This is a genomic window from Mesorhizobium sp. M3A.F.Ca.ET.175.01.1.1, assembly GCF_004791945.1.
GTDB lineage: Bacteria > Pseudomonadota > Alphaproteobacteria > Rhizobiales > Rhizobiaceae > Mesorhizobium.
In genome coordinates, this window is the sequence record NZ_SRTP01000002.1 from 14,527 (window position 1) to 38,974 (window position 24,448).

20 protein-coding genes are annotated in these 24,448 nt (G+C 64.4%); 16 read left to right on the plus strand and 4 right to left on the minus strand.

Annotated elements, in window-relative coordinates; genetic code table 11:
• The first annotated feature begins 88 nt into the window (after nt 1-88).
• Together EN818_RS04725 and EN818_RS04730 are read left to right on the plus strand one after the other, a co-directional pair.
• Nucleotides 89-1,153, plus strand: a complete 1,065-nt coding sequence (locus EN818_RS04725; RefSeq protein WP_095804894.1) for a GlxA family transcriptional regulator — start codon at nt 89-91, stop codon at nt 1,151-1,153.
• 73 nt (nt 1,154-1,226) lie between these two features.
• Entirely contained in the window at nt 1,227-3,590 is a 2,364-nt protein-coding gene (locus EN818_RS04730; protein ID WP_095804273.1) for an aminomethyltransferase family protein, read from the plus strand.
• An 86-nt stretch (nt 3,591-3,676) separates the two neighbouring features.
• Here the strand turns inward: EN818_RS04730 and EN818_RS04735 are convergent, their stop codons facing one another.
• The gene (locus EN818_RS04735; RefSeq protein WP_095804274.1) at nt 3,677-4,579 is read right to left on the minus strand and encodes a GNAT family N-acetyltransferase; all 903 of its coding nucleotides are present in this window, start codon (nt 4,577-4,579) and stop codon (nt 3,677-3,679) included.
• A gap of 239 nt (nt 4,580-4,818) precedes the next feature.
• Between EN818_RS04735 and argE the strand changes: the two genes are divergently transcribed.
• The 6 genes from argE to EN818_RS04770 all read left to right on the plus strand — a co-directional run bounded on the left by argE (nt 4,819) and on the right by EN818_RS04770 (nt 11,462).
• On the plus strand, nt 4,819-5,943 hold the full coding sequence (gene argE, locus EN818_RS04740; protein WP_095804275.1) for an acetylornithine deacetylase: 1,125 nt from the start codon (nt 4,819-4,821) through the stop codon (nt 5,941-5,943).
• A 12-nt stretch (nt 5,944-5,955) separates the two neighbouring features.
• On the plus strand, nt 5,956-6,879 hold the full coding sequence (locus EN818_RS04745; protein ID WP_095804276.1) for a glyoxylate/hydroxypyruvate reductase A: 924 nt from the start codon (nt 5,956-5,958) through the stop codon (nt 6,877-6,879).
• Nucleotides 6,880-6,967: 88 nt separating this feature from the next.
• Complete coding sequence (locus tag EN818_RS04755; protein ID WP_129554083.1) at nt 6,968-7,321, plus strand: cupin domain-containing protein; 354 nt, start codon at nt 6,968-6,970, stop codon at nt 7,319-7,321.
• Nucleotides 7,322-7,469: 148 nt separating this feature from the next.
• Complete coding sequence (locus tag EN818_RS04760; protein WP_095804277.1) at nt 7,470-8,933, plus strand: aldehyde dehydrogenase family protein; 1,464 nt, start codon at nt 7,470-7,472, stop codon at nt 8,931-8,933.
• Nucleotides 8,934-8,943: 10 nt separating this feature from the next.
• The gene (locus EN818_RS04765; protein WP_095804896.1) at nt 8,944-9,987 is read left to right on the plus strand and encodes a tartrate dehydrogenase; all 1,044 of its coding nucleotides are present in this window, start codon (nt 8,944-8,946) and stop codon (nt 9,985-9,987) included.
• 17 nt (nt 9,988-10,004) lie between these two features.
• On the plus strand, nt 10,005-11,462 hold the full coding sequence (locus tag EN818_RS04770; RefSeq protein ID WP_095804278.1) for an NAD-dependent succinate-semialdehyde dehydrogenase: 1,458 nt from the start codon (nt 10,005-10,007) through the stop codon (nt 11,460-11,462).
• An 83-nt stretch (nt 11,463-11,545) separates the two neighbouring features.
• Here the strand turns inward: EN818_RS04770 and EN818_RS04775 are convergent, their stop codons facing one another.
• Together EN818_RS04775 and EN818_RS04780 are read right to left on the minus strand one after the other, a co-directional pair.
• Entirely contained in the window at nt 11,546-12,820 is a 1,275-nt protein-coding gene (locus EN818_RS04775; protein ID WP_129553799.1) for an FAD-binding oxidoreductase, read from the minus strand.
• Between the two features lie 16 nt (nt 12,821-12,836).
• The gene (locus EN818_RS04780) at nt 12,837-13,505 is read right to left on the minus strand and encodes a haloacid dehalogenase type II (RefSeq protein ID WP_095804280.1); all 669 of its coding nucleotides are present in this window, start codon (nt 13,503-13,505) and stop codon (nt 12,837-12,839) included.
• Nucleotides 13,506-13,824: 319 nt separating this feature from the next.
• Here EN818_RS04780 and EN818_RS04785 point away from each other — a divergent pair, with 319 nt between their 5' ends.
• The 7 genes from EN818_RS04785 to EN818_RS04815 all read left to right on the plus strand — a co-directional run bounded on the left by EN818_RS04785 (nt 13,825) and on the right by EN818_RS04815 (nt 22,357).
• Nucleotides 13,825-14,664, plus strand: a complete 840-nt coding sequence (locus EN818_RS04785; RefSeq protein ID WP_095804281.1) for a GNAT family N-acetyltransferase — start codon at nt 13,825-13,827, stop codon at nt 14,662-14,664.
• A 126-nt stretch (nt 14,665-14,790) separates the two neighbouring features.
• Nucleotides 14,791-16,164, plus strand: coding sequence for an aspartate aminotransferase family protein (locus tag EN818_RS04790; RefSeq protein ID WP_135904103.1), 1,374 nt, complete (start codon nt 14,791-14,793; stop codon nt 16,162-16,164).
• Between the two features lie 239 nt (nt 16,165-16,403).
• On the plus strand, nt 16,404-17,126 hold the full coding sequence (locus EN818_RS04795; protein ID WP_095804283.1) for an HAD-IA family hydrolase: 723 nt from the start codon (nt 16,404-16,406) through the stop codon (nt 17,124-17,126).
• Between the two features lie 66 nt (nt 17,127-17,192).
• Entirely contained in the window at nt 17,193-18,803 is a 1,611-nt protein-coding gene (locus EN818_RS04800) for an ABC transporter substrate-binding protein (RefSeq protein ID WP_095804284.1), read from the plus strand.
• A 91-nt stretch (nt 18,804-18,894) separates the two neighbouring features.
• Complete coding sequence (locus EN818_RS04805; protein WP_095804285.1) at nt 18,895-19,845, plus strand: ABC transporter permease; 951 nt, start codon at nt 18,895-18,897, stop codon at nt 19,843-19,845.
• Between the two features lie 2 nt (nt 19,846-19,847).
• Nucleotides 19,848-20,693 carry an ABC transporter permease gene (locus tag EN818_RS04810; protein ID WP_095804286.1) on the plus strand — a complete coding sequence of 282 codons (846 nt, stop codon included), beginning with the start codon at nt 19,848-19,850 and terminating at the stop codon, nt 20,691-20,693.
• Nucleotides 20,694-20,707: 14 nt separating this feature from the next.
• Nucleotides 20,708-22,357: an ABC transporter ATP-binding protein gene (locus EN818_RS04815; RefSeq protein ID WP_095804897.1), complete on the plus strand. Its 1,650-nt coding sequence runs from the start codon at nt 20,708-20,710 to the stop codon at nt 22,355-22,357.
• A 47-nt stretch (nt 22,358-22,404) separates the two neighbouring features.
• Here the strand turns inward: EN818_RS04815 and EN818_RS04820 are convergent, their stop codons facing one another.
• Nucleotides 22,405-22,881 carry an Lrp/AsnC family transcriptional regulator gene (locus EN818_RS04820; RefSeq protein WP_095804287.1) on the minus strand — a complete coding sequence of 159 codons (477 nt, stop codon included), beginning with the start codon at nt 22,879-22,881 and terminating at the stop codon, nt 22,405-22,407.
• A 224-nt stretch (nt 22,882-23,105) separates the two neighbouring features.
• On the opposite strand from EN818_RS04820, the gene EN818_RS04825 reads away from it, so the two are divergent.
• On the plus strand, nt 23,106-24,431 hold the full coding sequence (locus EN818_RS04825; protein WP_095804288.1) for an FAD-binding oxidoreductase: 1,326 nt from the start codon (nt 23,106-23,108) through the stop codon (nt 24,429-24,431).
• The last annotated feature ends 17 nt before the right edge of the window (nt 24,432-24,448 follow it).

Genomic DNA, 24,448 nt, shown 5'->3' on the forward strand with positions numbered 1-24,448 from the left:
GCTCGCGCATAGTTCCGGGGAGAGGAGAAACGAGAACCACTCCCACGGTTCGGCGGTAGAGGGTGGCAAAGATGAGGAGGAAGCCTGGATGCTGACTGCACACACGGCGCACAGATCGTTTAGTTTCTATCTTTTGCCTGGCTTTTCGCTTCAAGCTTTCTCCTGCGCGATAGAAGTACTGCGGTTGGCCAATGACGCGGTCGGCAGGAACGTCTACGGCTGGCAGGTCGTATCGGAGGATGGTCAACCGGTCATGTCGAACTGCGGGCTGACTGTCAGCATCGACTCCAGCCTGAGAAATGAGCGGGAGAGAACCCAGAAATCGAACTTGACCTCGGCCGCCGTGATCTGCGGCGGCAGCTCGATCCCGCGCCCGGACAGGCAACTCGATGCGTGGCTAAGGGAATGCCGCATGCGCCGCATTCCCCTGATTTGCATCGGCAGCGGCACTGTCGTTGCTGCGCGGGCCGGACTGGCGGACGGGCGCCGTTGTGCAGTCCACTGGGAACAGCTTCCGCTGTTTTGCGAGCAGTTTCCGGGCGTAGAATCCACTCAAACGGCGTTTGAACACGACGGGGACCTGCATAGCTGCTCGGGTGGGGATGCGCCGTTCGACATGTTCTTGCACTTGGTCGAGCGCGACCATGGTTCGATCGTGGTCAATCGCATCTGTGAAAAGGCTATCGCCTTCCGCATGCGCTCGGCCGGAGACCGGCAACGCCTGCCGCTTCATTCGCGTGTCAAGCTCAACCACAAGGCGGTGATGAAGGTCATCGGCCTGATGGAGGCAAGCCTGGATGATCCGATGCCGGTCGACGAACTCGTGGCGTTGAGCGGAATATCGCGCCGGCAGATCGAAAGACTTTTCGAGAGGGAGCTGGGACGCTCGCCCAACCGATATTACCTGGAGCTTCGTCTGGAGCGCGGGCACCTGCTTCTTGTGAGCACAAATCTGCCGGTCGTGGAAGTTGCGGTGGCATGTGGGTTTATCTCGCCATCGCACTTCTCCAAGGTCTATCGCGAAGCCTACGGATGCGCTCCGCATCAAACACGATTGGCAGCCCGCGCGAGCGGGCGCAGCCATCGTATGAATCCGGCGCTGGGAGTGGATCACGGCGGGACGTCCCAACGAAGATTTTCAATGGCCGGATGAGGTTCGTTGCGGCTGCTTCAGGGATGCAATCAGGGGTGCTCGTCGATCGTGCACCTGGCCATGGGAGGCGGTAATGACGCTTGCGGACTATCCTGCCGTGACGATGGGCCCGCCGAAAGCCAGCCTGATCCTCCAGCCTGGGCTGCTCGCGCCCGGCCTGGAGCGTTATCAAGTCCCCGGCTCGGGCGCCGCACTGATCGAAATCGACGCAGGGGACCGCGTCACGATCCGCAATCTCGAAGGCGGCCAGGCGTGCGAGCTGGTGAGCTTTGACGCCCAGGGGCGGACCGATCCCGGCATCCTCGGTGCGCCCACCAACAGCGATGCCTCCGGCTTGAAGGCACTGCTTGCCCAGGGTGACGAGAGCCTGCAGAAGTTCCGGCTTGGCCTTGCGCAGCGCAACATCGATCTTGGCCGCGCCGAGGCGGTGCGGTTTTTCGACAGCGGTACTCCTGCCGGAGCGGAACAGAGCTTCATCGTCGGGCGCGAGGGCATGCTGGCGGTGGCTGCGCCAGGGGCGCCCATGGCGGTCGATGGCCAGGACACCACGACCCCGCTGGAAGTCCTGGTCCGGCGCTCTACCATACGTTCGGTCCGCAGATTTGAACTGCCTGATCCGCTCGCCGAGCCAGTGCTTGATCTCAGGGTAAGGTCGAGCACGGCCAAAGCCTATTTCGTGAAAGCCGGCGACTATATTCAGATCATCGACGTCGACGGTCGCCAGTGTACCGACTTCCAGTGTTTCTCGGCACGCAAGCTCGACAAAGGCCGAGATCTCGCCCTCGACGTCACCGCCACCCGCTCGCTGATGGGCCATGCCTACCCGATGCCGGGCCTGCACGCGAAATATTTCGATCAAGACTTCGAGCCGCTGGTCGAGGTGGTCCAGGACACCTGTGGCCGGCACGACGCTTTTGCGCTGGCCTGCTATGCGAAATACTATGACGATATCGGCTACCCGGGTCACATCAACTGCTCCGAGAACTTCAACGGCGCGCTCGCTCCCCACGGCGTGACGTCCCGTGCAGGCTGGATGGCGGTCAACTTCTTCTTCAATACCGGCATCGATGCCCATGGCGTCATGTATTCCGACGAGCCTTGGTCACGCCCGGGCGATTACGTGCTGCTGCGGGCGTTGACCGATATCGTCTGTGTGTCCTCCGCCTGCCCAGACGACACCACTCCGGCCAATGGCTGGAATCCGACTGACATCCATGTCCGGACCTATTCCGGGCTGAACAAATTTCAGCGTGCGGTAGCACGACGCACCACCCCGGAGGCCGAGCCTAAAATGACCCGTGAGACAGCCTTCCATTCCAGCTTCTCGAAGCACACGCGCAATTTCGTCGACTACAAGGGTTTTTGGCTGCCCCAGGAATTTTCCAGCGAAGGCGCCATCGAGGAGTATTGGGCCTGCCGTGAAAAGGCGGTCGTGATGGACCTCTCGGCGCTCCGCAAATTCGAGGTGACTGGTCCGGACTCTGAAACCCTGATGCAGTACACGCTCACCCGCGACGTCAGGAAGCTGGGAGTCGGGCAAGTGGTCTACACCGCCATGTGCTACGAGCATGGCGGCATGATCGACGACGGCACGCTGCTGCGGCTTGGCAAGGACAATTTCCGCTGGATCTGCGGTGACGATTATTCCGGCGTCTGGCTGCGCGAGCAGGCTGAGAAGCTCGGCCTAAGAGTATTGATCCGCTCTTCGACCGACCAGTTGCACAACATCGCCGTCCAGGGGCCTCGGAGCCGCGATGTCCTCAAGGATATCGTCCGGACACCACCTCACCAGCCGGCGCTGACCGAGCTCGAATGGTTCCGCTTCACGATCGGCCGCATCGGCGACGCGGAGGGCGTTCCGATCTTGGTGTCGCGCACCGGATACACCGGCGAACTCGGCTATGAGGTCTGGTGCCACCCGCGCGATGCAGAAAAGGTTTTCGACGCCGTGTGGGAGGCCGGCCAGCCGCACGGACTGAAGCCCATGGGGCTGGCCGCACTGGACATGGTGCGCATCGAAGCGGGGCTTATCTTTGCGAACTACGAATTCTCCGATCAGACCGATCCGTTCGAAGCCGGGATCGGATTTACCGTTCCGCTCAAGACCAAGACGGACGACTTCATCGGTCGTGACGCGCTTATTCGGCGCAAGGAGCATCCCCGGCACAAGCTCGTCGGCCTCGATATCGATTCGAACGTCGCCGTCGGACACGGGGACTGCATCCATATTGGCCGCGCCCAGATCGGCGTCGTCACGTCGTCGACGCGCTCGCCTGTGCTGAAGAAGAACATCGCGCTAGCCCGTATCGACGCGACCCACGCCGAAGTCGGCACCGAGGTCGAGATTGGAAAGCTCGACGGCCACCAGAAGCGCCTGCCGGCCCGCATCGTGCCCTTCGCCCATTATGATCCCAAGAAGGAAAGACCAAGATCGTAAGGTGTCTGGCGTGACGACCCGCAGCAGGCAAGGTCACCCGATATCCGCGACATAGCCGACTTCGGCCAGTCGGGACGCCGGACTATTCATCCAAGCGTTTGGCTGGCAAGCGCATAGGCGCTCGTTGGTGGGCTGTCGCCGGCGGCATAGTCGGCCAGGCGTTTGCCCCGTGACATGGTCAGCACGGTGTCGAAGACCGGCATGCCGCTGTTCGACAGGAATGCGGCGAACTTGCCGCTCTCCATATGAGTGTCCACTCTGAGAAAGCTGCCCGAATGTTCGACCACATGCGGCCGGACCACGGCGATGGCATCGTCGTCCGTGTTGGCCATCACCGGGCCGATGACGTGGCCGCGGCCGAACGGCCGGCAAAGGGCGAAGGCCCTTAGCTCTCCCTCATCAAGGAGTCCGTAGCCCACCGACTGGCCGAACAGCTTTTCGATAAGATTTGTCCTGCGCACGCCGAAACCTGCGGCGTCGAGCGCGATGATCGCCGGCAGATCCTCCACCCGTAGCGGACGTATCTCACCGCGCGCGCCGTCCACCCCAGCCGACCTGGTCGCGTCGGCGATCCCCTGATGTTGATAGACGGTCTTCTCCGCATGGAAATGGAGCGAAAGGTAAAGCCGTCTTGCCGCCCGCGTCGCGTTGAGGCGCAGGTTGCGCTTCCCAACTTGATCGAGGATCCGCTTCATCAGCCATTGCGCCGCCCCCTGCGTCTGAAGCCGCGGCGAGGTGATGACCATGCCGACGGTCGCGAAATCGGCGCCATGCGCGAACCACATGGCGGAACCAAGGACCCGGCCGATCTCGTCGAGCACCACGAAACCCTGTCCCGCTTCGCGCAGGAATTGCCAGTCTTCGGCCCGATGCGGCCATCCGACGGCGAGGGAGAGCGCATGCAGCCGGTCGAGTTCGACGGCTTCCACGTCGCCGATCCGCATCGAGAACGCATCGATTTTCAAGCTTTCGGACGGCTTCACTTTCATGCCTCTGAAAGATCGCTGGATTGAGAGCGACGCGCCGAAGATCGCCCTCTGCCCTGCCAACGCTAAACAACAAGACCGATACGATTTGCTCGAAAGCCGCGCGCCAACGCAAGATTCGACTGAAACACTTCCGCTTTCGGCACGCAATCGCGAATGGACACGCACATCCTTTCCGGCACTGTGCAAGCGTGTGGTCGGCGGCAGCGACCGCGCCAATCCGAAATGCCTTGAGGACCGGAATGGACGTCTTCGATATCCTCGACCGTCTCGTCGCCTTTCCATCGGTCGCCGGCAAACCGAACGGTGACATCGTCGGCTGGATCGAGACCCACCTCGCAGAGCGCGGGGCGCGGGTCACTGTGCTCCCCGGGCCGGAAGGCGACCGTTCCAACCTTTTCGCCACGATCGGCCCTGCCGATGTCCCGGGCTATATCCTCTCCGGCCATATGGACGTGGTTCCCGCCGGGGAGCCGCAATGGAGTTCGCCCCCTTTCGCGCTGCGCCGGGACGGCGAACGGCTCCACGGACGCGGCGCCACGGACATGAAGGGGTTCCTTGCCTCTGCGCTGGCGGCTTTGCCTGCGCTGGCGCGACTTCGTCTTGCCAGACCGATCCATCTCGCCTTCTCCTACGACGAGGAGGTGGGATGCCGCGGCGTGCCGCACCTGATCGCCCGACTTCCCGAGCTTTGCGCAAAGCCGCTCGGCGTCGTGGTGGGCGAGCCGAGCGGGATGCGCGCCGTGCGCGGCCACAAGGGCAAGGCTGCCGCCCGCGCGACGATCCGTGGGCGCACCGGCCACTCCTCGCGGCCCGATCTCGGGCTCAATGCAATCCACGCCATGGCCGATGCGTTGAGCGCGGCCGTGAGCGAAGCCGAGCGCATGACGCATGGTCCGTTCGATCCGGCCTTCGAGCCACCCTATTCCACGCTGCAGGCGGGCGTGGTCGCGGGCGGTCAATCGGTCAACATCATTCCCGCCACCTGCACGCTGGAGTTGGAAGCGCGGGCCATCCCCGGCATCGACCCGGCCAGCCTGCTCTCGCCGGTCAAGGCAAGGGCCGAAGCCTGCGCAGAGGACGGCTTTCAGGTCGAGTGGACGGCGATGAGCGCCTATCCGGCGCTGTCACTGCCGCAGGACGCGCCATTGGCGGCGTTGCTGCACGAGCTGACTGGCCAAGCGCCGCTCGCCGCCGTCAGCTATGGCACTGAGGCCGGGCTCTACCAGGCTGCCGGTTTCGATGCCATCATCTGCGGGCCCGGCGATATCGATCGCGCCCACAAGCCGGACGAATACATTCTCGCCAGCGAACTCGCCGCCTGCCAGCGGATGATCGAGGCGCTCGCCGCGCGTTGCGCGGCTTGAAGGAGCAACCGAATGACATTTCTGTTCAACTCCGATGCGCGCCGTGGCGCGGTCTTCGCCGAGGCCTTGGCCAGGGAACTGCCGGACCTGCCCTTCGCGATGGACGCCGCGACGGTCGATCCCGAGGCCGTGCGTTACCTGATCACCTGGACCGCGCCGGCTGATCTCGCCCGCTACAGGAATCTCGACATCCTGTTTTCCATCGGCGCCGGCGTCGACCAGTTCCGTTTCGACGAAGTGCCTGCGAATGTGAAGGTCGTGCGCATGATCGAGGAAGGTATCATCCGCATGATGCAGGAATACGCCACGCTTGCCGTGCTTGCCCTGCACCGCAACCTGCCGGCCTATCTTGCCCAGCAGCGCGCCGGCGAATGGCGTGATATCCCGCAGCTCCAGGCCGGGTCGCGCCGGATCGGAGTGCTTGGCCTCGGGCAGCTCGGCCAGGCCGTGCTCGATCGGCTGAAGCCGTTCGGCTTTCCGCTCGCCGGCTGGAGCCGCTCGCCGCGGCAGATCGATGGCGTGGCCTGCCATGACGGCGTGTCGGGGCTGGAGACAATGCTGCCGGCCAGCGACATACTGGTCTGCCTGTTGCCGCTGACCGGTGAGACGCGCGGCTTCCTCAATGCCGAGCTGCTGGCGAAACTGCCCAAGGGGGCGTCGCTCGTCCAGACGGGACGGGGCCCGCAGCTCGACCACGAAGCGCTCGTCGCCGCCCTCGACAGCGATCACCTCTCGGCGGCGATGATCGACGTGACCGATCCGGAACCGCTCCCGGCGGGGCATCCATTCTGGTCGCATCCGAAGATCATGCTGACCCCGCATGTCGCCAGCGTTGCCCAGCCGACGACCGCCGCGCGCGCCGTCATCGACAACATCAGGCGCCATCGCGCCGGCCTCGACCCCATCGGGCTCGTCGACCGGACGCGAGGCTATTAATGCATCTCGCCCAGAAGGGTGCAGCGGTTCTGGGACAACGACATGCATCAAAACAAAGACTGTAAGATCCACCATGAAAGGTTTTTCCTTGTCCTTGCTCAAGACCGTCGACACCAACCCAGCTTTTCCGCCGCGCGAATCCAAGGCGTTGCCCGAGCGGCTGATTGCCGGCAACCCTGCTTTCAAGACCTGGGCGCAGGACGTCGCCAAGGATGACCTCGTCCATACCGGCGTCTGGGAGGCGACGCCGGGCGAGACGCGCTCGATCAAGGGGGAGACTTTCGAGTTCTGCCACATCCTCTCCGGCGTGGTCGAAATCACGCCCGATGGCGGCGAGACGGTGACCTATCGCGCCGGCGACAGCTTCGTCATGAAGCCCGGTTTCACCGGCATTTGGAAAACCGTCGAAACCGTGCGCAAGATCTACGTGACGGTAGGGTGATAAGGTCCGCGCGAGGGCCGGCCTGCGCGGAAGATTTTGCCGTCCCCTGCTCCCGGCACGCAACATTCGTCGGTGGCGGAGCACCGAACGGTGCATGCTGCGCGCCGGCACGCGCTAGGCTCGGGACGATGCTGCAGAGTGATCGCCAATGAGCCTGAGCTTCGATCCCGACACGATCTCCCTTCCTCTCGGCCACTTCATCGGCGGGGAACTGCTCTCCGTTGCGGGCGCAATCGAGATGCGGCGGCCTTCGGATGGCAAGGCATATGCGGCCTGCCCGGTGGCCGGCGTGGACGTGGTCGACCGTGCCGTGGAAAGCGCCAAGTCGGCGCTGAAGGCCAGCAACTGGGGCGGCGTTCGGCCGCGCGAGCGCACCAGGGCGCTCCAGGCCTGGGCTGACCTCATCGAATTGGAAGCCGAAAGCCTCGCCAAAATCGAGGCCCTGTGCTCCACCCGGCCCGTTGGTCAGATCGTCGCCGGCGACATTGCCGTGACCGCGGAGCAGATCCGTTTCTTTGCCGAATTCGCCGACAAGGAAGGCAGCGAACTCGTGCCGACCGACGACGCCAGTCTCGGCATGATCGTCAGCGAGCCCTATGGCGTGGTCGGCGCGATCACGCCCTGGAATTTCCCCATCTCGATGGCCGGCTGGAAGCTCGGCCCGGCGCTGGCCGCGGGCAATGCGGTCGTGCTGAAACCCTCCGAGATGACGCCGTTCTCGGCCGTCTACATGGCGCAGCTCGCCGTCAGGGCTGGCCTGCCGGCAGGGCTCGTCAACGTGGTGCTCGGCGACGGGCCAACCACCGGCACGGCACTGACCGGCCACTCCGACATCGCCAAGGTCAGTTTCACCGGCTCGACCCGCGCCGGCTCGGCGATCATGGAGAACGTCGCCCGCACCGGCGTCAAGCCGATGACGCTGGAGCTAGGCGGCAAGAGTCCTCAGCTCGTCTTTGCCGATGCCGATCTCGACAAGGCGGCGACTGCGATCGCCGGCAGCGTGACCTTCAACGCCGGCCAGGCCTGCGTGGCCGGGACGCGCCTGATCGTCGAGAACAGCGTCGCCGAAAGGCTGACCGTGGCCATCGTGGAGCGGATGAAGGCGATGCGGCCCGCTCCCACCTGGAACGAGGCGACGCAGTACTCGCCGATCATCTCGGACCGGCAGCGCACGCGTGTCGACGCCCTCGTGCGGGCCGCGATCGAAGCCGGCGGCGAATGCCTGACCGGCGGCGGCGCCATGGAGAGCCCCGGCTATTTCTACGAGCCGACACTGATTGCGAATGCCGATCAGGCCAATCCGGCGATCGTCGAGGAGATCTTCGGCCCGGTCCTGACCGTCCAGACCTTCGAGACCGAGGAAGAGGCGCTGGCGCTGTCCAGCCATCCGACCTATGGGCTGGCCTCCGGCCTGTTCACCGCCGACCTGTCCCGCACGATCCGTCTCGCGCGCAAGCTGGAGGCGGGCACCGTCTGGATCAACCGCTACTCGCGCTCGCGCGACCACATCCTGCCGACCGGCGGCTACAAGCGATCCGGCATCGGCAAGGACCTTGGCCGCGAGGCCTACCTCGCCAATCGCAGGACCAAGAGCGTCCTGATCAGCCTGTGAAGAGATGCCGATGAAATCCTACTCGATAGCTCTGATCCCCGGTGATGGCATTGGCTCCGACGTGACCACCGCCGCCTGGACGGTGCTGGAAACGGTGGCCAAGCACTCCGGCTTTGCCCTGACCGGAACCGAATTCCCCTGGTCGTGCCGCTTCTTCAAGGAGACCGGCCGCATGATGCCGGAGGACAGCATCGAGACCTTGCGCGGCTTCGACGCTATCCTTCTCGGTGCGGTCGGCTGGCCGGCGGTGGTGCCGGATTCCGTCTCGCTCCATGGCCTGCTGCTGCCGATCCGCAAAGCCTTCGTGCAATATGCCAATATCCGGCCGCACCGCCTGCTGCCGGGCGTGACGGGTCCGCTGCGGGCCGAAAATTTCGACATATTGTGCATCCGCGAGAACACCGAGGGCGAATATTCTGGCGCCGGCGGGCGGGTGCATCAGGGCACGCTGGACGAGGTCGCCGTGGAGACCTCGATCTTCACCCGCACCGGCGTCGAGCGCATCCTGCGCTTCGGCTTCGAGCAGGCGCGGGCGCGGCGAGGCAGGCTGGCCTCCGTGACCAAGTCCAACGCTCAGAAATACTCGATGGTCTTCTGGGACGAGATCACGCGCAGGCTGGCCGCGGAGTATCCGGACGTCGAAGTGACGAGCTATCACGTCGACGCGCTCGCCGCGCGCATGATCATGGCGCCGGAGAGCCTCGACGTGCTCGTCGCCTCCAATCTGTTCGGCGATATCCTGACCGACATCGGCGCTGCGATCCAGGGCGGTCTCGGCTACGCTGCCTCCGCCAACATCAATCCCGACCGCTCCGCACCCTCCATGTTCGAGCCGGTGCACGGCTCCGCGCCCGACATCGCCCATCTCGGCATCGCCAATCCGATCGCAGCCATCTGGTCCGGCGCGATGATGCTCGATCACCTCGGTGAAAAAGATTCGGCCGTCCGCGTCATCAAGGCGATCGAGGCGACGACCGCGCGCGGCATAGGCACCACTCCCGGCAAGGACCGCACGGATGCCATCACGGCCGCCGTCGTCGCGGCCCTCACCTGATAGCAAGGTCGTTTCCGATGCAGAGCTTGAAAGACAAAAGTCTGTTCCGCGAGGCCGGCCTGATCGGCGGCGAATGGGTCGCTGCCGGCTCCGGCAGGACGGTCGATGTCATCGATCCGGCGACGCAAGTCGCGATCGGCACTGTGCCCGACATGGACGGTCCGGAGACCCGTGCGGCCATAGAGGCCGCGGCCTCCGCCTATCGAGGCTGGAGGAAGAGGACCAATGCCGAACGCGCCGCCCTCTTGGAGGCTTGGCATGCCCTGATGCTTCAGCATCTGGACGATCTGGCGCTGATCCTGACGACGGAACAGGGCAAGCCGCTGGACGAGGCCAAGGGCGAGATCCGCTACGGCGCCTCCTTCGTCAAATGGTTCGCCGAGGAAGCCCGCCGGATCAACGGCCATACCATCCCCGCGCCCACGCCCGATCGGCGCATCATCGTGCTGAAGGAACCCGTCGGCGTCTGCGGCATCATCACGCCGTGGAATTTCCCCAACGCGATGATCACCCGCAAGGTGGCGCCGGCACTGGCCGCCGGCTGCACGGTGGTCATCAAGCCGTCCGAGTTCACGCCCTATTCGGCGCTGGCGCTCGGCGTGCTCGCCGAACGGGCGGGCATCCCCCCCGGCGTCATCAACATCGTCACCGGCATGCCGGCCGGGATCGGCAACGAGATTATGGCCAACCAGACCGTGCGCAAGATCTCCTTCACCGGATCGACCCGGGTCGGCTCGCTGTTGATGCGCGGCGCGGCCGACAGCGTGAAGCGGCTCAGCCTCGAGCTCGGCGGCAACGCGCCCTTCATCGTCTTCGACGACGCCGATCTCGATCTCGCCGTCGAGGGCGCGCTCGCTTCGAAGTTCCGCAATGGCGGCCAGACCTGCGTCTGCGCCAACCGCATTCTCGTCCAGGCCGGGGTCTATGAGGCCTTCGCCGCCAAGCTCAGCGCCCGCGTCAACGCCATGACGGTTGGGCCGGGCACTCAAGCCGGCGTCGCCATCGGACCGATGATCAACACGGCGGCGGTCGAGAAGATCAACCGCCATGTGGAGGATGCGCTCGCCAAGGGTGCGGAGATCGTCACGAAGAGCCCGCCTCTGCCCGAGGGTCCGCAGTATGTCGCGCCGCTGGTGCTGACCGGCGCCACGAACGAAATGCAGCTCGCCGCCGAGGAAACATTCGGCCCCGTCGCGCCGCTGTTCCGGTTCGAGACGGAAGAGGAGGCGATCGCGCTGGCCAACGGCACGCCCTACGGGCTGGCCTCCTACTTCTACACCGAAAACCTCAAACGCGCCTGGCGCGTCGGCGAGGCGCTGGAATTCGGCATGGTGGGGCTCAACACCGGCTCGGTCTCGATGGAGATAGCCCCCTTCGGCGGCGTCAAGCAGTCCGGCCTCGGGCGCGAAGGTGCGCAGGCCGGCATCGAGGAATATCTGGAGATGAAAAGCTTCCATATGGGAATAGGCGAGTAAGGGAATAGGCAGCAGGCAATAGGGAATAGGAAAACACCATCCTACTGCCTACTGCCTACTGCCTACTGCCTACTGCCTACTCCCTACTGCACCCAGTCAAGCGCCTTGTAGTAGAGGCCGACCATCGGCAGGAACCAGGGCTTGCCCGAATAGCCGGGGATGGACGGCCACTCGACTCCCTTCATCGGATTGCGGTCCTCCCGGCCGAGCATGGCATCGGCCAGGATCATTCCGAGATGGGTCGAAAGCTGCGCACCGTGGCCGGAATAGCCCATCGCGTACCAGACCCCGTCATGGTAGCCGGCGCGCGGGAAACGGTCCTTGGTCATGTCGACCAGCCCGCCCCAGCAATAGTCGATCTCGACCTTGGCGAGCTGCGGGAAGATAGCGGCAAGGCTGGCCCGCAATATTTGTCCGCTCCTGGCGTCGGAGCGCTGGTCCGACGTCGCCGAGAAGCGTGCGCGGCCGCCGAAGATCAGCCGGTTGTCGGGCGAAAGCCGGAAGTAGTTGCCGATGTTCATCGAGGTCACGCATGTCCGGTTGCCCGGCATGGTGGCGGCGATCTCGGCATCGCTGAGCGGCCGCGTGGCGATGATGAAGCTGCCCACCGAGATGATCCTGCGGCGGAAATAGCCGAAATTCGGCGTCGTGTAGGCGCCGGTCGCCACCAGCACATTGTCGGCGCTGATCCGGCCTCGGGAGGTGGTCAGCTCATGCCTGCCGCCGGCCTGCCTGTGGTCCGTCACCGCCGCGTTCTCGTGAATGACGGCGCCGTGGCGGGCGGCGGCCGTGGCCAGGCCCGCCACATAGCGGCCCATATGCATCATGGCGCTCTTCCTCGACAGCATCGCGCCATGGAAGGGCGAGCCGATCTCGGTCTTGAGGTCGGCCGCAGACAGCAGCGCCGTATCCGGATCCACTTCGGCATGGACGGCTTCGAAGTTGCGGGCGATCGCTTCGAAATGCTGCGGCTTGGAGGCAAGCTTCAACTTGCCGGCGCGGCGGAAGTCGCAATCGATGCCTTCCTCCGCGACCAGCGCCTCGATCGTGTCGACGGAGTCGTCCAGCGCCCGGTAGAGCGCAATTGCGCGCTCCTTGCCGAGCTCCGCCTTAGCCGAAAGGTAGCTGTGGGCGAGGCCGTTGTTGAGGTGCCCGCCGTTGCGTCCGGATGCGCCCCAGCCCACCCGCTCCGCCTCCAGCACCACCACCTTCGCGCCAGCCTTTGCCAGCTGGCGCGCCGCGGCGAGACCCGTGAAGCCGCCGCCGATGATCGCGGCATCGTAGTGCCCCTCCACCGGGCCTTGCGCCCCACCGGAAAAGACAGGAGCCGTGTCGTGCCAGTAGGAGACCAGCTTCATCGGCAAATCGCCTGTCTCAAAGTCCGACCACGCCGGGGAGACCGGAAATGTCGGCGATCTCCACATAGCCGTAATAGGGGTTGGCCGGTTCGTGGCCGCGATTGACCCAGACCTTGTTCTTGATGCCGAGGTCGTGTGCCGACATCAGGTCGTAGCGGAATGAGGACGAACAGTGAAGGATGTCTTCCGGGCCGCAGCCCAGCTTGTCGAACATGTATTCGAAAGCCTTAAAGCGCGGCTTGTAGGCCTGTGCCTGCTCGGCCGTGTAGACGGCATGGAACGGCGCGCCGAGCTTCTCGACGTTGGACATGATCTGCGCGTTCATGGCGTTGGACAGGATGACAAGCGGGATTTCCTTGGCGACCTTCGCCAGGCCGGCCGGAACGTCGGCGTGAGGTCCCCAGCTCGGGACGCGCTCATATACTATCCTGGCCTCGTCGGAACTGAAGGCGACGCCGTTGCGCTTGCAGGTGCGCTCGAGCGCATTGTGGATGACATCGGCATATGGCTTCCAGTCGCCCAGGATCTCGTCCAGCCGATACGCCGCGAAATTCTTGATGAACTCCTGCATGCGCGGCTCGTCGAGCCGGCTGCCGTAGAGGTCGCGCGCCGCTTCTGCCATCTGGAAATTGGTCAACGTGCCGTAGCAGTCGAAGGTGATGTATTTGGGCCTGAAAGAAGCCATGTCCTCGATCTCCGGTGGAAGCACATCCGCGTTTGGATGCCTTTCATCATAGGCCGGCAGGCGGTGGCCGACCTGACCGAAATCTGCCTCCCGAAAGCAGAAAGTTCCGTATGCGCGGCTCCGTTTGGCACGCTGTAGCATCTTGCCCGTCGATCGGAGCGCCGGCCCGCAGCCTGAAAAAGCACCGCCAGATCGGCGTCAGCAGAAGATGCGGCGCATCCCTCTCGCTACGGCGAAAGATACTGCCGAAACCAAGGCCTTCAGTCGATCTGCGGCGCGCCGATGTCGGAGACTTGGGTTCAGACCCGAGAGTATCCTCATGCAGCAGAGCGAGACCGAACTCCAGGCATTCGAGCCGCACCATATAGAGGGCGCTGTGGCGCTGTCTCGCCAGGAGAATTGGCCGCATCGCCCGCAGGATTGGCAGATGGCGCTGCAGCTCTCCAGCGGCGCGGTCGCCCTCGACGACCGGGGGCGCGTCACCGGAACCATCCTGGTCACTCCCTACGGTGCGGATTGCGCCATGATCAACATGGTGATCGTCGACAGCAATGAGCGAGGCAAGGGGCTGGGCCGCCGGCTGATGCAACAGGCCTTCGCCCTTGCGGGCGAGCGCCCGCTGCGGCTCGTCGCAACGGCCGACGGCATGCCGCTCTATCAGAAGCTGGGCTTCGTGCCGTCCGGCACGATCCAGCAGCACCAGGGCAAGGTTGCGGCGCTTGGCGCGCCCGCCGGCGTCGAGACGGCAGGCGCCGACGATCTTGCGGAAATCAAGGCGCTCGACCGCGACGCCTATGGCGCGGACCGTGAGGCGCTGATCGACGCGATTGCCGAACGCGGAGGCTTCGCGGTCATCCGCCGCAATGGCGTCATCGAGGCTTACGCCGCGATCCGCCCGTTCGGGCGTGGCGAAGTGGTCGGTCCGGTGATCGCCGCAAGTGCCGTGGATGCCAAGGCGCTGATCGGCTACTTCGCCGCTGCGCGCCCCGGCGCCTTCTTGCGCGTGGATACCGACAGCAGGACCGGCATCGCCGGTTGGCTGACCGAAATAGGCCTCGCCCATGTCGGCGGCGGCGTCGCCATGGACCGCCCGCCCAGGACGGCCGCGGAACAGGCCCGACCTAAAGTCTACGCCCTCGCCAACCAGGCGCTCGGCTAGAACCGGATGATTTCATATCGGGTCGATCCGAGATCGGAATCCGGCTCTAAATCAAGGAGACAGAGCATGATGTCGTCCGAAAGCCGCTTCCCACCTTTCGGCATCATGCTCTAGCGGAGGACAACAATGCTCGCCACTTCCCTGGTCGAACTCGACCGCGCCCATCTCATCCATCCGGTCGCCTCATATCGCGGCCATGAGGCGCTCGGCGTGCGGGTGCTGAAATCGGCAAAGGGCGCCACCGTGACCGATGCGTCCGGCCGGCAACTTCTCGATGGCTTCGCCGGGCTTTGGTGCGTCAATGCCGGCTATGGCCATGACAGCATCGTCGAAGCCGCCGCCCGGCAGATGCGCGAGCTTCCCTACGCCACCGCCTATTTCGACCTTGGCTCGGAGCCGGCCATCCGGCTAGCCTCGGAACTGGCCGAGCGGGCCCCTGGAGACCTGAACCACGTCTATTTCACGCTCGGCGGGTCGGACGCGATCGACAGCACGATCCGTTTCGTCCGCTACTACTGGCATGCCAAGGGCGAGCCGCAGCGCGACCAGTTCATCTCCATCGAGCAGGGTTACCACGGCTCGTCGGTGGTCGGTGCCGGCCTGACCGCCTTGCCTGCCTTCCACGCCGGTTTCGGCATTCCCTTCGAGTGGCAGCACAAGATCCCCTCCCCCTACCCCTATCGCAACCCCGTAGGCGAGGATGGCAGCGCGATCATTTCGGCGTCGCTTGCCGCGCTGAAGGCGAAGATCGAGGAGATCGGGCCGGAGCGGGTCGCCGCCTTCTATGCCGAGCCGATCCAGGGCTCGGGCGGTGTTATCGTTCCGCCGAAAGGCTGGATCAAGGCGATGCGCGAACTCTGCCGGGAGCACGGCATCCTGTTCATCGCCGACGAGGTGATCACCGGATTCGGCCGCACGGGGCCGCTGTTCGCCTGCACCGAGGAGGACATCGTTCCGGATTTCATGACGACCGCGAAGGGGCTGACATCGGGCTATGTTCCGATGGGCGCCGTCTTCATGGCCGACCATGTCTACAATGTCATCGCCGATGCCGCGGGCGGCTCTGCGGTCGGCCATGGCTACACCTATTCAGCCCATCCGGTCAGCGCAGCCGTCGCGCTCGAGGTGCTGAAGCTCTATGAAGACGGCCTTCTGGAAAACGGCATCAGGGCCGGCGCCCGCCTGATGGCAGGGTTGGAGGAGCTGAAGGACCATCCGCTCGTCGGCGATGTACGCGGCCGCGGCATGCTTGCCGCGATCGAACTGGTGGTGGACAAGCAGAAGAAGACGCCGCTTCCCGCGTCGGCCATGCCGGCGCGGCGCGTCTTCGACAGGGCGTGGGACAACGGCCTCATCATCCGCGCCTTCGCGCAGGGCGTTCTTGGCTATGCGCCTCCGCTGTGCTGCACGGATAGCGACATCGATGCAATCATCGAGCGTACGCAACGCACGCTTGACCAGACTCTGGACGATCCTGATGTCCGCAAGGCTCTGGCGTGACGGGCGGCGAATACCTCGTGTTTCGAAATGTCGCCGGGGCAGACGATTTCGCAATTTTGTGCCGCAGCCCTGCGCCATTTCGGCGTATCCAGCGCGGGGGAAGTGCCAGACTGCTTTCAAGACAAGGCCAGAAAGCTCGGATTTCCGGGCTTGTGAAGAAAGCCGACGCTCCGGACAGTACGGAATTTTGTTCTGTTCAGCACGATGCAATTCGGCCGCCCGCAGAGGAGAGCTAGTTCTTGGCCAGGGCCTTCAGCGAGTTCAAATACGTCACCTTCGATGTCGTCGGCACGCTGATCGACTTCGAAGGCGGCATCACGGCCTGCCTGGCCGGGATCGCCGCCGAGGCTGGCGTTTCCGTCGACGGTGAGGAAGCGCTGACCCTCTACCGCCAAGCCCGCTACATGCCCGAGGCTGGCCTGTTTCCCGACGACCTTGCACGTGTCTACATGGTCATTGCGCCGCAGCTCGGCCTGCCAGCCGAGGAGAAGTTCGGCGCTCGCCTGCGGGATTCCGCCGGCGCCTGGAAAGGCTTCCCCGACAGCGCAGCCGCCTTGGCCGACCTTGCGAAATCCCACAAGCTGATCGCCATGACCAATGCGCGGCGCTGGGCGCTCGATCACTTCGAGCTCCAGCTTGGATCGCCATTCTTCGCCACCTTCACAGCCGACGACACCGGCACCGAAAAGCCGGACCCGGCGTTTTTCCAGAAGGTGTTCGACTTCGTGGCCTCCCGGGGCGACAGCAAGAACGACATTCTGCATGTCGCGCAAAGCCAGCATCACGACATCGGCATATCCCGCGCGCTTGGCCTGACCAACTGCTGGATCGAGCGCCGGCATGCCCAGAAGGGTTATGGTGGCACGATCGAGCCCGAGCGCTTTACCGTGCCGGATTACCACTTCACGTCGATGGCCGCCTTTGCCATGGCCGTGCGGGAAAGCCTGAAGGAACGAACCTGAGCCCAAGCCCGGAAAGCGCGCAGAAAGACAAGCATCCCGGGCGAAATCAACCGAAAGGGGAATGACATGACCGACAAGATCACGAACTGGACCAGGGCAGACGATGCCATGGTCGAAAATGCCATCCGCCGCGGCGCGAGCCGCCGCGAACTCCTCAAGATGCTGTTGGCCGGCGGCGCCGCGATCGCGGCTGGCGGCACCGTCCTCGGCCGTGCCACCCAGGCCGTTGCCGCAACGCCGGTTTCCGGCGGCAATTTCAAGGCGGCCGGCTGGTCGTCCTCGACCGCCGATACGCTCGATCCGGCAAAGGCGTCGCTCTCGACCGACTATGTCCGCTGCTGCTCGCTCTACAACCGCCTGACGTTCCTCGACAAGGACGGCAAGACGCAGATGGAGCTCGCTGAGAGCTTCGACAGCAAGGACGCCAAGACCTGGACCGTGAAGCTGCGCAAGGGCGTCACCTTCCATGACGGCAAGGATCTCACCGCCGACGACGTCGTGTTCTCGCTGAAGCGCCATCTCGACAAGGCCGTCGGCTCCAAGGTCGCCAAGATCGCCGCGCAGATGACCGGCTTCAAGGCAGTGGACAAGTCGACCGTCGAAATCACGCTTGCCGATCCGAATGCCGATCTCCCGACCATCCTGGCGCTGCACCATTTCATGATCGTCGCGGATGGCACCACCGACTTTTCCAAGGGCAATGGCACCGGCGCCTTCGTGCTGCAGACGTTCGAACCCGGCGTGCGCTCTGTGGTCACCAAGAACAAGAACTACTGGAAGTCGGGCAAGCCCTACCTCGACTCCTTCGAGTTCATCGCCATCACCGACGACAGCGCGCGCGTCAACGCCCTGATTTCCGGCGACATCAATTTCGCCGCCTCGATCAATCCGCGCTCGATGAAGCTGCTGGAGAGCCAGCAGGGCTTCGAACTGTCGAAGACGACCTCGGGCAACTACACGGATCTCAACATCCGGCTCGACATGGAGCCGGGCAGCAAGGCCGACTTCGTGGCCGGCATGAAGTATCTCGTCAATCGCGAGCAGATCGTCAAATCGGCGCTGCGCGGCCTCGGCGAAGTCGGCAACGACCAGCCGGTCTCGCCGGCGAATATCTTCCACAATGCCGACCTCAAGCCGAAGGCTTTCGACCCCGACAAGGCGAAGTTCCACTTCAACAAGGCGGGGCTGCTCGGCCAGTCTATCCCTGTGATCGCCTCGGACGCCGCGACCTCGTCGATCGACATGGCGGTGATCATCCAGGCCGCCGGCGCCGATATCGGCATGAAGCTCGACGTCCAGCGCGTCCCCTCCGACGGCTATTGGGACAATTACTGGCTCAAGGCGCCGGTCCATTTCGGCAACATCAATCCGCGCCCGACGCCGGACATCCTGTTCTCGCTCCTCTACGCCTCCAACGCACCCTGGAACGAGAGCCAGTACAAGTCGGAGAAGTTCGACAAGCTGCTCGTCGAGGCCCGCGGACTGCTCGACCAGGCCAAGCGCAAGGAAATCTACGGTCAGATGCAGACCATGATCGCGGAGGAAGCCGGCACCATCATCCCGGCTTACATTTCCAACGTCGATGCGCTTTCCAGCAAGGTGAAGGGTTTGGAAGCGAACCCGCTCGGTGGCATGATGGGCTACGCAATGGCGGAATACCTCTGGCTCGAAGCCTAGGGGAAGCCTGCCGGGGGCCGGCCAGCCGGCCCCCGGTATCGCATTGCGCAAGATTGTTTTAGGCCGAACGCCAACCGCAGGGAGCGCTTCCATGAAGTCTGAGGTTCTCAACCTCATCCTGAAGCGGCTGGCGACTGCGGTCGTCACCCTCTTGATTGTCCTGTTCGCGGTGTTTTTCGCCACCAGCATGCTGCCCGGCGACACCGCCTCGATCCTCCTCGGCCAGGCCGCCACACCGGAGGCGGTCGCCGGCCTGCGTGAAGCCATGCATCTCAACGATCCGGCCATCCTGCGTTTCCTGCGCTGGCTCGTGGGCCTGCTCCATGGCGACCTCGGCACCTCCTATGCCAATGAAATGCCCGTCGCGGCGCTGATCGGCGGCCGCTTCGTCAACACCATGAAGCTCGCCGGCATTACCACGCTGATCTCGGTGCCGCTGGCGCTGACGCTCGGCATCACCGCCGCGATGCTGCGCGGCTCCCTCTACGACCGCACCGTCACCGTGCTTTCGATCGGGGTCATCTCGGTGCCAGAGTTCATGGTGGCGACGCTGGCGGTCCTGCTCTTTGCCGTCTATCTCAAATGGCTGCCAGCCCTGTCCTCGGTCAACGAGGCGCATTCGCTGACCGATCTCGTGCGCATCTATTCGATGCCGGTGATCACCCTCACCTTCGTCATCTCCGCGCAGATGATCCGCATGACCCGCGCCGCGGTGATCGAAACGCTGTCCACGCCTTATGTCGAGATGGCGCTTTTGAAGGGCGCATCGCGCAGCCGCATGGTGCTCCGGCACGCGCTTCCCAACGCGCTGGGGCCGATCGTCAATGCGGTCGCACTCTCGCTATCCTATCTGGTCGGAGGCGTCATCATCGTGGAGACGATCTTCAACTATCCCGGCATTGCCAAGCTGATGGTCGATGCGGTCGCGACCCGTGACCTGCCGCTGATCCAGAGCTGCGCGATGATCTTCTGCCTCGGCTATCTCTTGCTCATCACGACCGCCGACATCATCGCCATCATGTCCAATCCGAGGCTCAGGTGACGATGGCGCGCGCGGCAATTTCCCGGCGGTCCTTCCTGGGCCACAGCTACAACCTGGTGGGCGTCCTGGCTTCGCTGGTCATCCTGGCGTGGACGCTCGTCGCCATCTTCGCGCCCTACATCATTCCTCATTCGATCGGCGATATTGTCGACGACGACTACTTCGGCCCGATGCGTCAGGGACTGTGGCTCGGCTCGGATTATCTGGGCCGCGACATGCTCTCGCGGGTGCTGATGGGCGCGCGCTACACCGTCGGCATATCGCTGGCCGCCGTCTCCATCGCCTGCTTTTCGGGCGTGGTGCTGGGGATGATCGCGGCCGTCACCGGCGGCTGGCTCGACACCTGCCTCAGCCGCTTCCTCGACGCCATGAACTCCATCCCCAGCAAGCTGTTCGGGCTTGTGGTCGTCGCCGCGGTCGGCTCGTCGATCCCGGTGCTGATCCTGACGCTAGCCGTCATCTACATCCCCGGCGCCTACCGCTTCGCGCGGGCGCTCGCCGTCAACATCAACACCATGGACTTCATGACCGTCGCCCGCGTCCGCGGGGAAAGCACCATCTATCTCATCGGGTCGGAGATCCTGCCCAACATCATCCGACCGGTGCTGGCCGACTTCGGCCTGCGCTTCGTCTTCATCGTGCTTTTGCTTTCCGGCCTGTCCTTCCTGGGCCTCGGCCTGCAGCCGCCTTTGGCCGACTGGGGCGCGCTGGTGCGCGAAAACATCGGCGGCCTGCCATTCGCGGCCCCGGCCGTCATCGTGCCTTCGCTGGCGATCGCCAGCCTCACCATCAGCGTCAACCTGCTGATCGACAACTTGCCGCAGAAGATCAGGGACCGCGACGCATGACCGATCAGCGACGCATGACCAATCTCGTCGAGGTCAGGAACCTGAGGATCGAGGCGACGACCGACGCCGGACGTCTGGTCGAGATCATCAAGGGCGTCAGCCTGGACATAGCCGACGGCGAGATCGTTGCGCTGATCGGCGAGAGCGGCTCCGGCAAGACCACGGTGGCGCTGTCGCTGATGGGCTACGCGCGGCCGGGTTGCCGGATCACCCAGGGCGAGATCAATGTCAACGGCCGGAACATGGCTGCGCTCTCCGAAAAGGACTGCGCCAAGTTCCGCGGCACCGATATCGCCTATGTTCCGCAAAGTGCCGCAGCCTCCTTCAACCCCTCGGCCACGATCATGGAGCAGGTGATCGAGGTGACGCGCATCCACGGCCTGATGCCGCCCGAGCAGGCGCGACGGCGCGCGGTCGAGCTGTTCAGGGCCTTGTCGCTGCCAGATCCGGAAGGGATCGGCGCCCGCTATCCGCACCAGGTCTCGGGCGGGCAATTGCAGCGCCTGTCGGCGGCAATGGCGCTCATTGGCGATCCCAAGCTGGTCATCTTCGATGAGCCGACGACGGCGCTCGACGTGACGACGCAGATCGACGTGCTCAAGGCATTCAAGTCGGTCATGCGCGCGGGCGGAATAGCGGGCGTCTACGTCTCCCACGACCTCGCGGTCGTCGCGCAGATCGCCGATCGCATCGTGGTGCTGAAGGGCGGCGAAGTGCAGGAGACCGGCACCACGGCCGAAATTCTCTCTGCTGCCCGGCACCCCTACACCCGCGAACTGCTGGCCGCCTTCGAACCGAAGCCCCGGCAGGCGCAAGCGGATGCCGGAACGAAGCCGCTGCTGAGCATCGACAATCTGACGGCGGGCTATGGACCGCTGCGCGAGGACGGACTGCCGCGCATCCGCGCCGTCGACTCGGTCAGTCTGGTCGTGCAGACGAGCCGCAACCTTGGCATCATCGGCGAATCCGGCTGCGGAAAATCGACCCTGGCGCGAGTGATCGCCGGCATTCATCCGGCGGCAGCCGGCGACATCGTTTTCGACGGCAAGCAACTGGAACGCGCCGCCAAGAAACGCAGCCAGGATCAGCTGCGCGAGATGCAGATCGTTTTCCAGTATGCCGATACCGCGCTCAATCCAGCCAAGCCGGTCGAGGACATCATTTCCCGTCCGCTCGCCTTCTATCACGGGCTCGACAGGCAGGCGCGCTCGAAGCGTGTCGATGAACTGCTCGACATGGTGCGCCTGCCGAGGGCATTGCGCTATCGTCATCCATCGGAGCTGTCGGGCGGCCAGAAGCAGCGCGTGAACTTTGCGCGCGCGCTGGCGGCAAATCCCAAGCTCATCATTTGCGACGAGATCACATCGGCGCTCGACACGGTGGTGGCATCCGCCGTGATCGAGCTGCTCAAGGAGCTGCAGCGGGAGCTCGGGCTTTCCTACATTTTCATCAGCCACGACCTTTCGGTCGTCGAGGCGATCTGCGACGAGATCATGGTCATGTACAATGGCGAGCGGGTGGAGCAGATCACGCCCGACAAGGTGAAGGCGCCCGCCCACCCCTATTCCAAGCTTCTGTTCTCCTCCGTGCCCAAGCTCGACCCGACCTGGCTCGACGGCCTCGTCCGCGACCCGGAGCTCGTCAGCCAGTACGGCCACCGCTAAAGCAATTCCAGGAAAAGCGTGTAACGGTCTTCCTGGAATTCTTCTGCCTACATCGGGAACAGGCTGGGCAGCGGCATGTGCGCCTTGACGATGGGCGACTTCAGCACCACGAAGCTGAAATACTTGTCGATGCCGATGTCCATGTCGGTCAGCCGCTCCATGATCGTCTGGTATTCGCCGATGCCGGAGGTCACGAACTTCATCAGGTAGTCGTAGCCGCCCGAGACGAGGTGGCACTCGATGACCTGGTCGATCTTCTCCACCACGGCAAGGAAGCGGGCGAAGTCCACCTGGCGGTGGTTCTTCAAGGTGATTTCGGTGAACACGGTCAGCGTCTGGCCGAGCTTGCCGATATTGACCTGCGCGGAATAGCCCTCGATGTAGCCCTCCGACTGGAGCTTCTTGACCCGCATCAGGCAGGGGCTCGGCGACAGATGCACCAGTTCCGCCAATTCCACATTGGTGATACGGCCGTTCTTCTGCAGCTCGTGCAGAATCTTGATGTCGATCCGATCCAGTTTCACGGGGCTGTCTCCGGGAAAGGGTACCGCAGCACAAAATGCTGTCTTTCCAACAACGGCCGAGACTACCACAGCCCGCCGGCCTGTCCATCCGGATGGGTACGGCTTGAAAGGCAGGGACTCTCGATTTCGCCAGGTTCGCCGGAATAAAATTCTGCCCCGGCCATAACTGCAGCAGCGGCTGCCTGCGCAACGCGATAGACTGGCGCTTCAAGACAGGGAGAACCATGCGCGCGCCGCTGCAGCAAATCGAGACGTCCAGCGAACTGCCGCGATCCGCGGATGCGGTGGTGATCGGCGGCGGCATCGTCGGCGTCTTCGCGGCCTACTACCTGGCGCGGCGCGGCGTGAAGGTCGCGCTCGTCGAAAAGGGCCATATCGGCGCCGAGCAGTCCTGCAGGAATTGGGGGTGGTGCCGGCAGCAGAACCGCGACGCCCGCGAGCTGCCGATGGCGACCCGCAGCCTCGATCTGTGGGACAGCTTTGCGGCGGAAACCGGCGAGGACACCGGCTTCCGCCGCTGCGGCCTGCTCTATCTCAGCAATGACGAGGCGGAGCTGGCCGGCTGGGCGCGCTGGCGCGACTTCGCCAGGACCGCCGGCGTCACCACGCATATGCTGGACGGCGCCGAAGCCAGCGAGCGTGGCCGCGCCACGGGCCGGAGCTGGAAAGGCGGCGTCTTCTCGCCGAGCGACGGCACGGCCGATCCGTCGCAGGCTGCGCCCGCCGTCGCCCGCGCCATCCTCAAGCTCGGCGGCAGCGTCAACCAGAATTGCGCCGCGCGCGGCCTCGAAACCGAGGGCGGACGCCTGAGCGGCGTGGTCACGGAAAACGGCACGATCCGCACCAAGGCGGCGATCCTGGCCGGCGGTGCCTGGGCGTCCTCCTTTTGCCATCAAGTCGGCTTCCGCTTTCCCCAAGCCTCGATCCGCTCCTCCATCATGTCGGTCTCGCCCGGTGCCGAGGGCCTGCCGGACGCGCTGCACACAGCGAAGATCTCGTCCACGCGGCGCGGCGACGGCGGCTACACACTCGCCATAAGCGGACGCGGACGCGTCGACGTGACGCCGCAGCAGCTGCGCTTCTCCCCCCAGTTCCTACCGATGTTCCTGAAGCGCTGGCGCAGCCTCGCGCCCGGCGGGCTGGAGGGTATGCGCTCGGGCCACGAAACGCTCCAACGCTGGCGGCTCGACCAACCGACTCCGATGGAACGGATGCGCATTCTCGATCCGGCCGTGGACCAGGGAACCATTCGCCTGATCCACGCTCGCGCGCTCGACCTCTTGCCGGCACTGCGCAAGACCAGGATCAGCGCGGCGTGGGCCGGCTACGTCGACAGCACCCCGGACGGCGTGCCCGCCATCGGCGAAATCCAAACCGTGCCGGGTTTCATCCTGGCTGCCGGATTTTCGGGACACGGCTTCGGCATCGGTCCCGGCGCCGGGCACCTGCTTGCCGATCTCCTGACCGGGTCGGAACCGATCGTCGATCCGAAATCCTACGATCCGCAGCGCTTCGACGCTTCGGCCTGGGGCAAGGTTGCCGACTTCTGAGGCAATTCCGGGAAAAA

Coding starts and splice junctions, on each gene's coding strand:
- EN818_RS04725 (WP_095804894.1), top strand. CDS start 89: ATGCTGACTGCACACACGGCGCACAGATCGTTTAGTTTCTATCTTTTG.
- EN818_RS04730 (WP_095804273.1), top strand. CDS start 1,227: ATGACGCTTGCGGACTATCCTGCCGTGACGATGGGCCCGCCGAAAGCC.
- EN818_RS04735 (WP_095804274.1), bottom strand. CDS start 4,579: ATGAAAGTGAAGCCGTCCGAAAGCTTGAAAATCGATGCGTTCTCGATG.
- argE (WP_095804275.1), top strand. CDS start 4,819: ATGGACGTCTTCGATATCCTCGACCGTCTCGTCGCCTTTCCATCGGTC.
- EN818_RS04745 (WP_095804276.1), top strand. CDS start 5,956: ATGACATTTCTGTTCAACTCCGATGCGCGCCGTGGCGCGGTCTTCGCC.
- EN818_RS04760 (WP_095804277.1), top strand. CDS start 7,470: ATGAGCCTGAGCTTCGATCCCGACACGATCTCCCTTCCTCTCGGCCAC.
- EN818_RS04765 (WP_095804896.1), top strand. CDS start 8,944: ATGAAATCCTACTCGATAGCTCTGATCCCCGGTGATGGCATTGGCTCC.
- EN818_RS04770 (WP_095804278.1), top strand. CDS start 10,005: ATGCAGAGCTTGAAAGACAAAAGTCTGTTCCGCGAGGCCGGCCTGATC.
- EN818_RS04775 (WP_129553799.1), bottom strand. CDS start 12,820: ATGAAGCTGGTCTCCTACTGGCACGACACGGCTCCTGTCTTTTCCGGT.
- EN818_RS04780 (WP_095804280.1), bottom strand. CDS start 13,505: ATGGCTTCTTTCAGGCCCAAATACATCACCTTCGACTGCTACGGCACG.
- EN818_RS04785 (WP_095804281.1), top strand. CDS start 13,825: ATGCAGCAGAGCGAGACCGAACTCCAGGCATTCGAGCCGCACCATATA.
- EN818_RS04790 (WP_135904103.1), top strand. CDS start 14,791: ATGCTCGCCACTTCCCTGGTCGAACTCGACCGCGCCCATCTCATCCAT.
- EN818_RS04800 (WP_095804284.1), top strand. CDS start 17,193: ATGACCGACAAGATCACGAACTGGACCAGGGCAGACGATGCCATGGTC.
- EN818_RS04805 (WP_095804285.1), top strand. CDS start 18,895: ATGAAGTCTGAGGTTCTCAACCTCATCCTGAAGCGGCTGGCGACTGCG.
- EN818_RS04810 (WP_095804286.1), top strand. CDS start 19,848: ATGGCGCGCGCGGCAATTTCCCGGCGGTCCTTCCTGGGCCACAGCTAC.
- EN818_RS04815 (WP_095804897.1), top strand. CDS start 20,708: ATGACCAATCTCGTCGAGGTCAGGAACCTGAGGATCGAGGCGACGACC.
- EN818_RS04825 (WP_095804288.1), top strand. CDS start 23,106: ATGCGCGCGCCGCTGCAGCAAATCGAGACGTCCAGCGAACTGCCGCGA.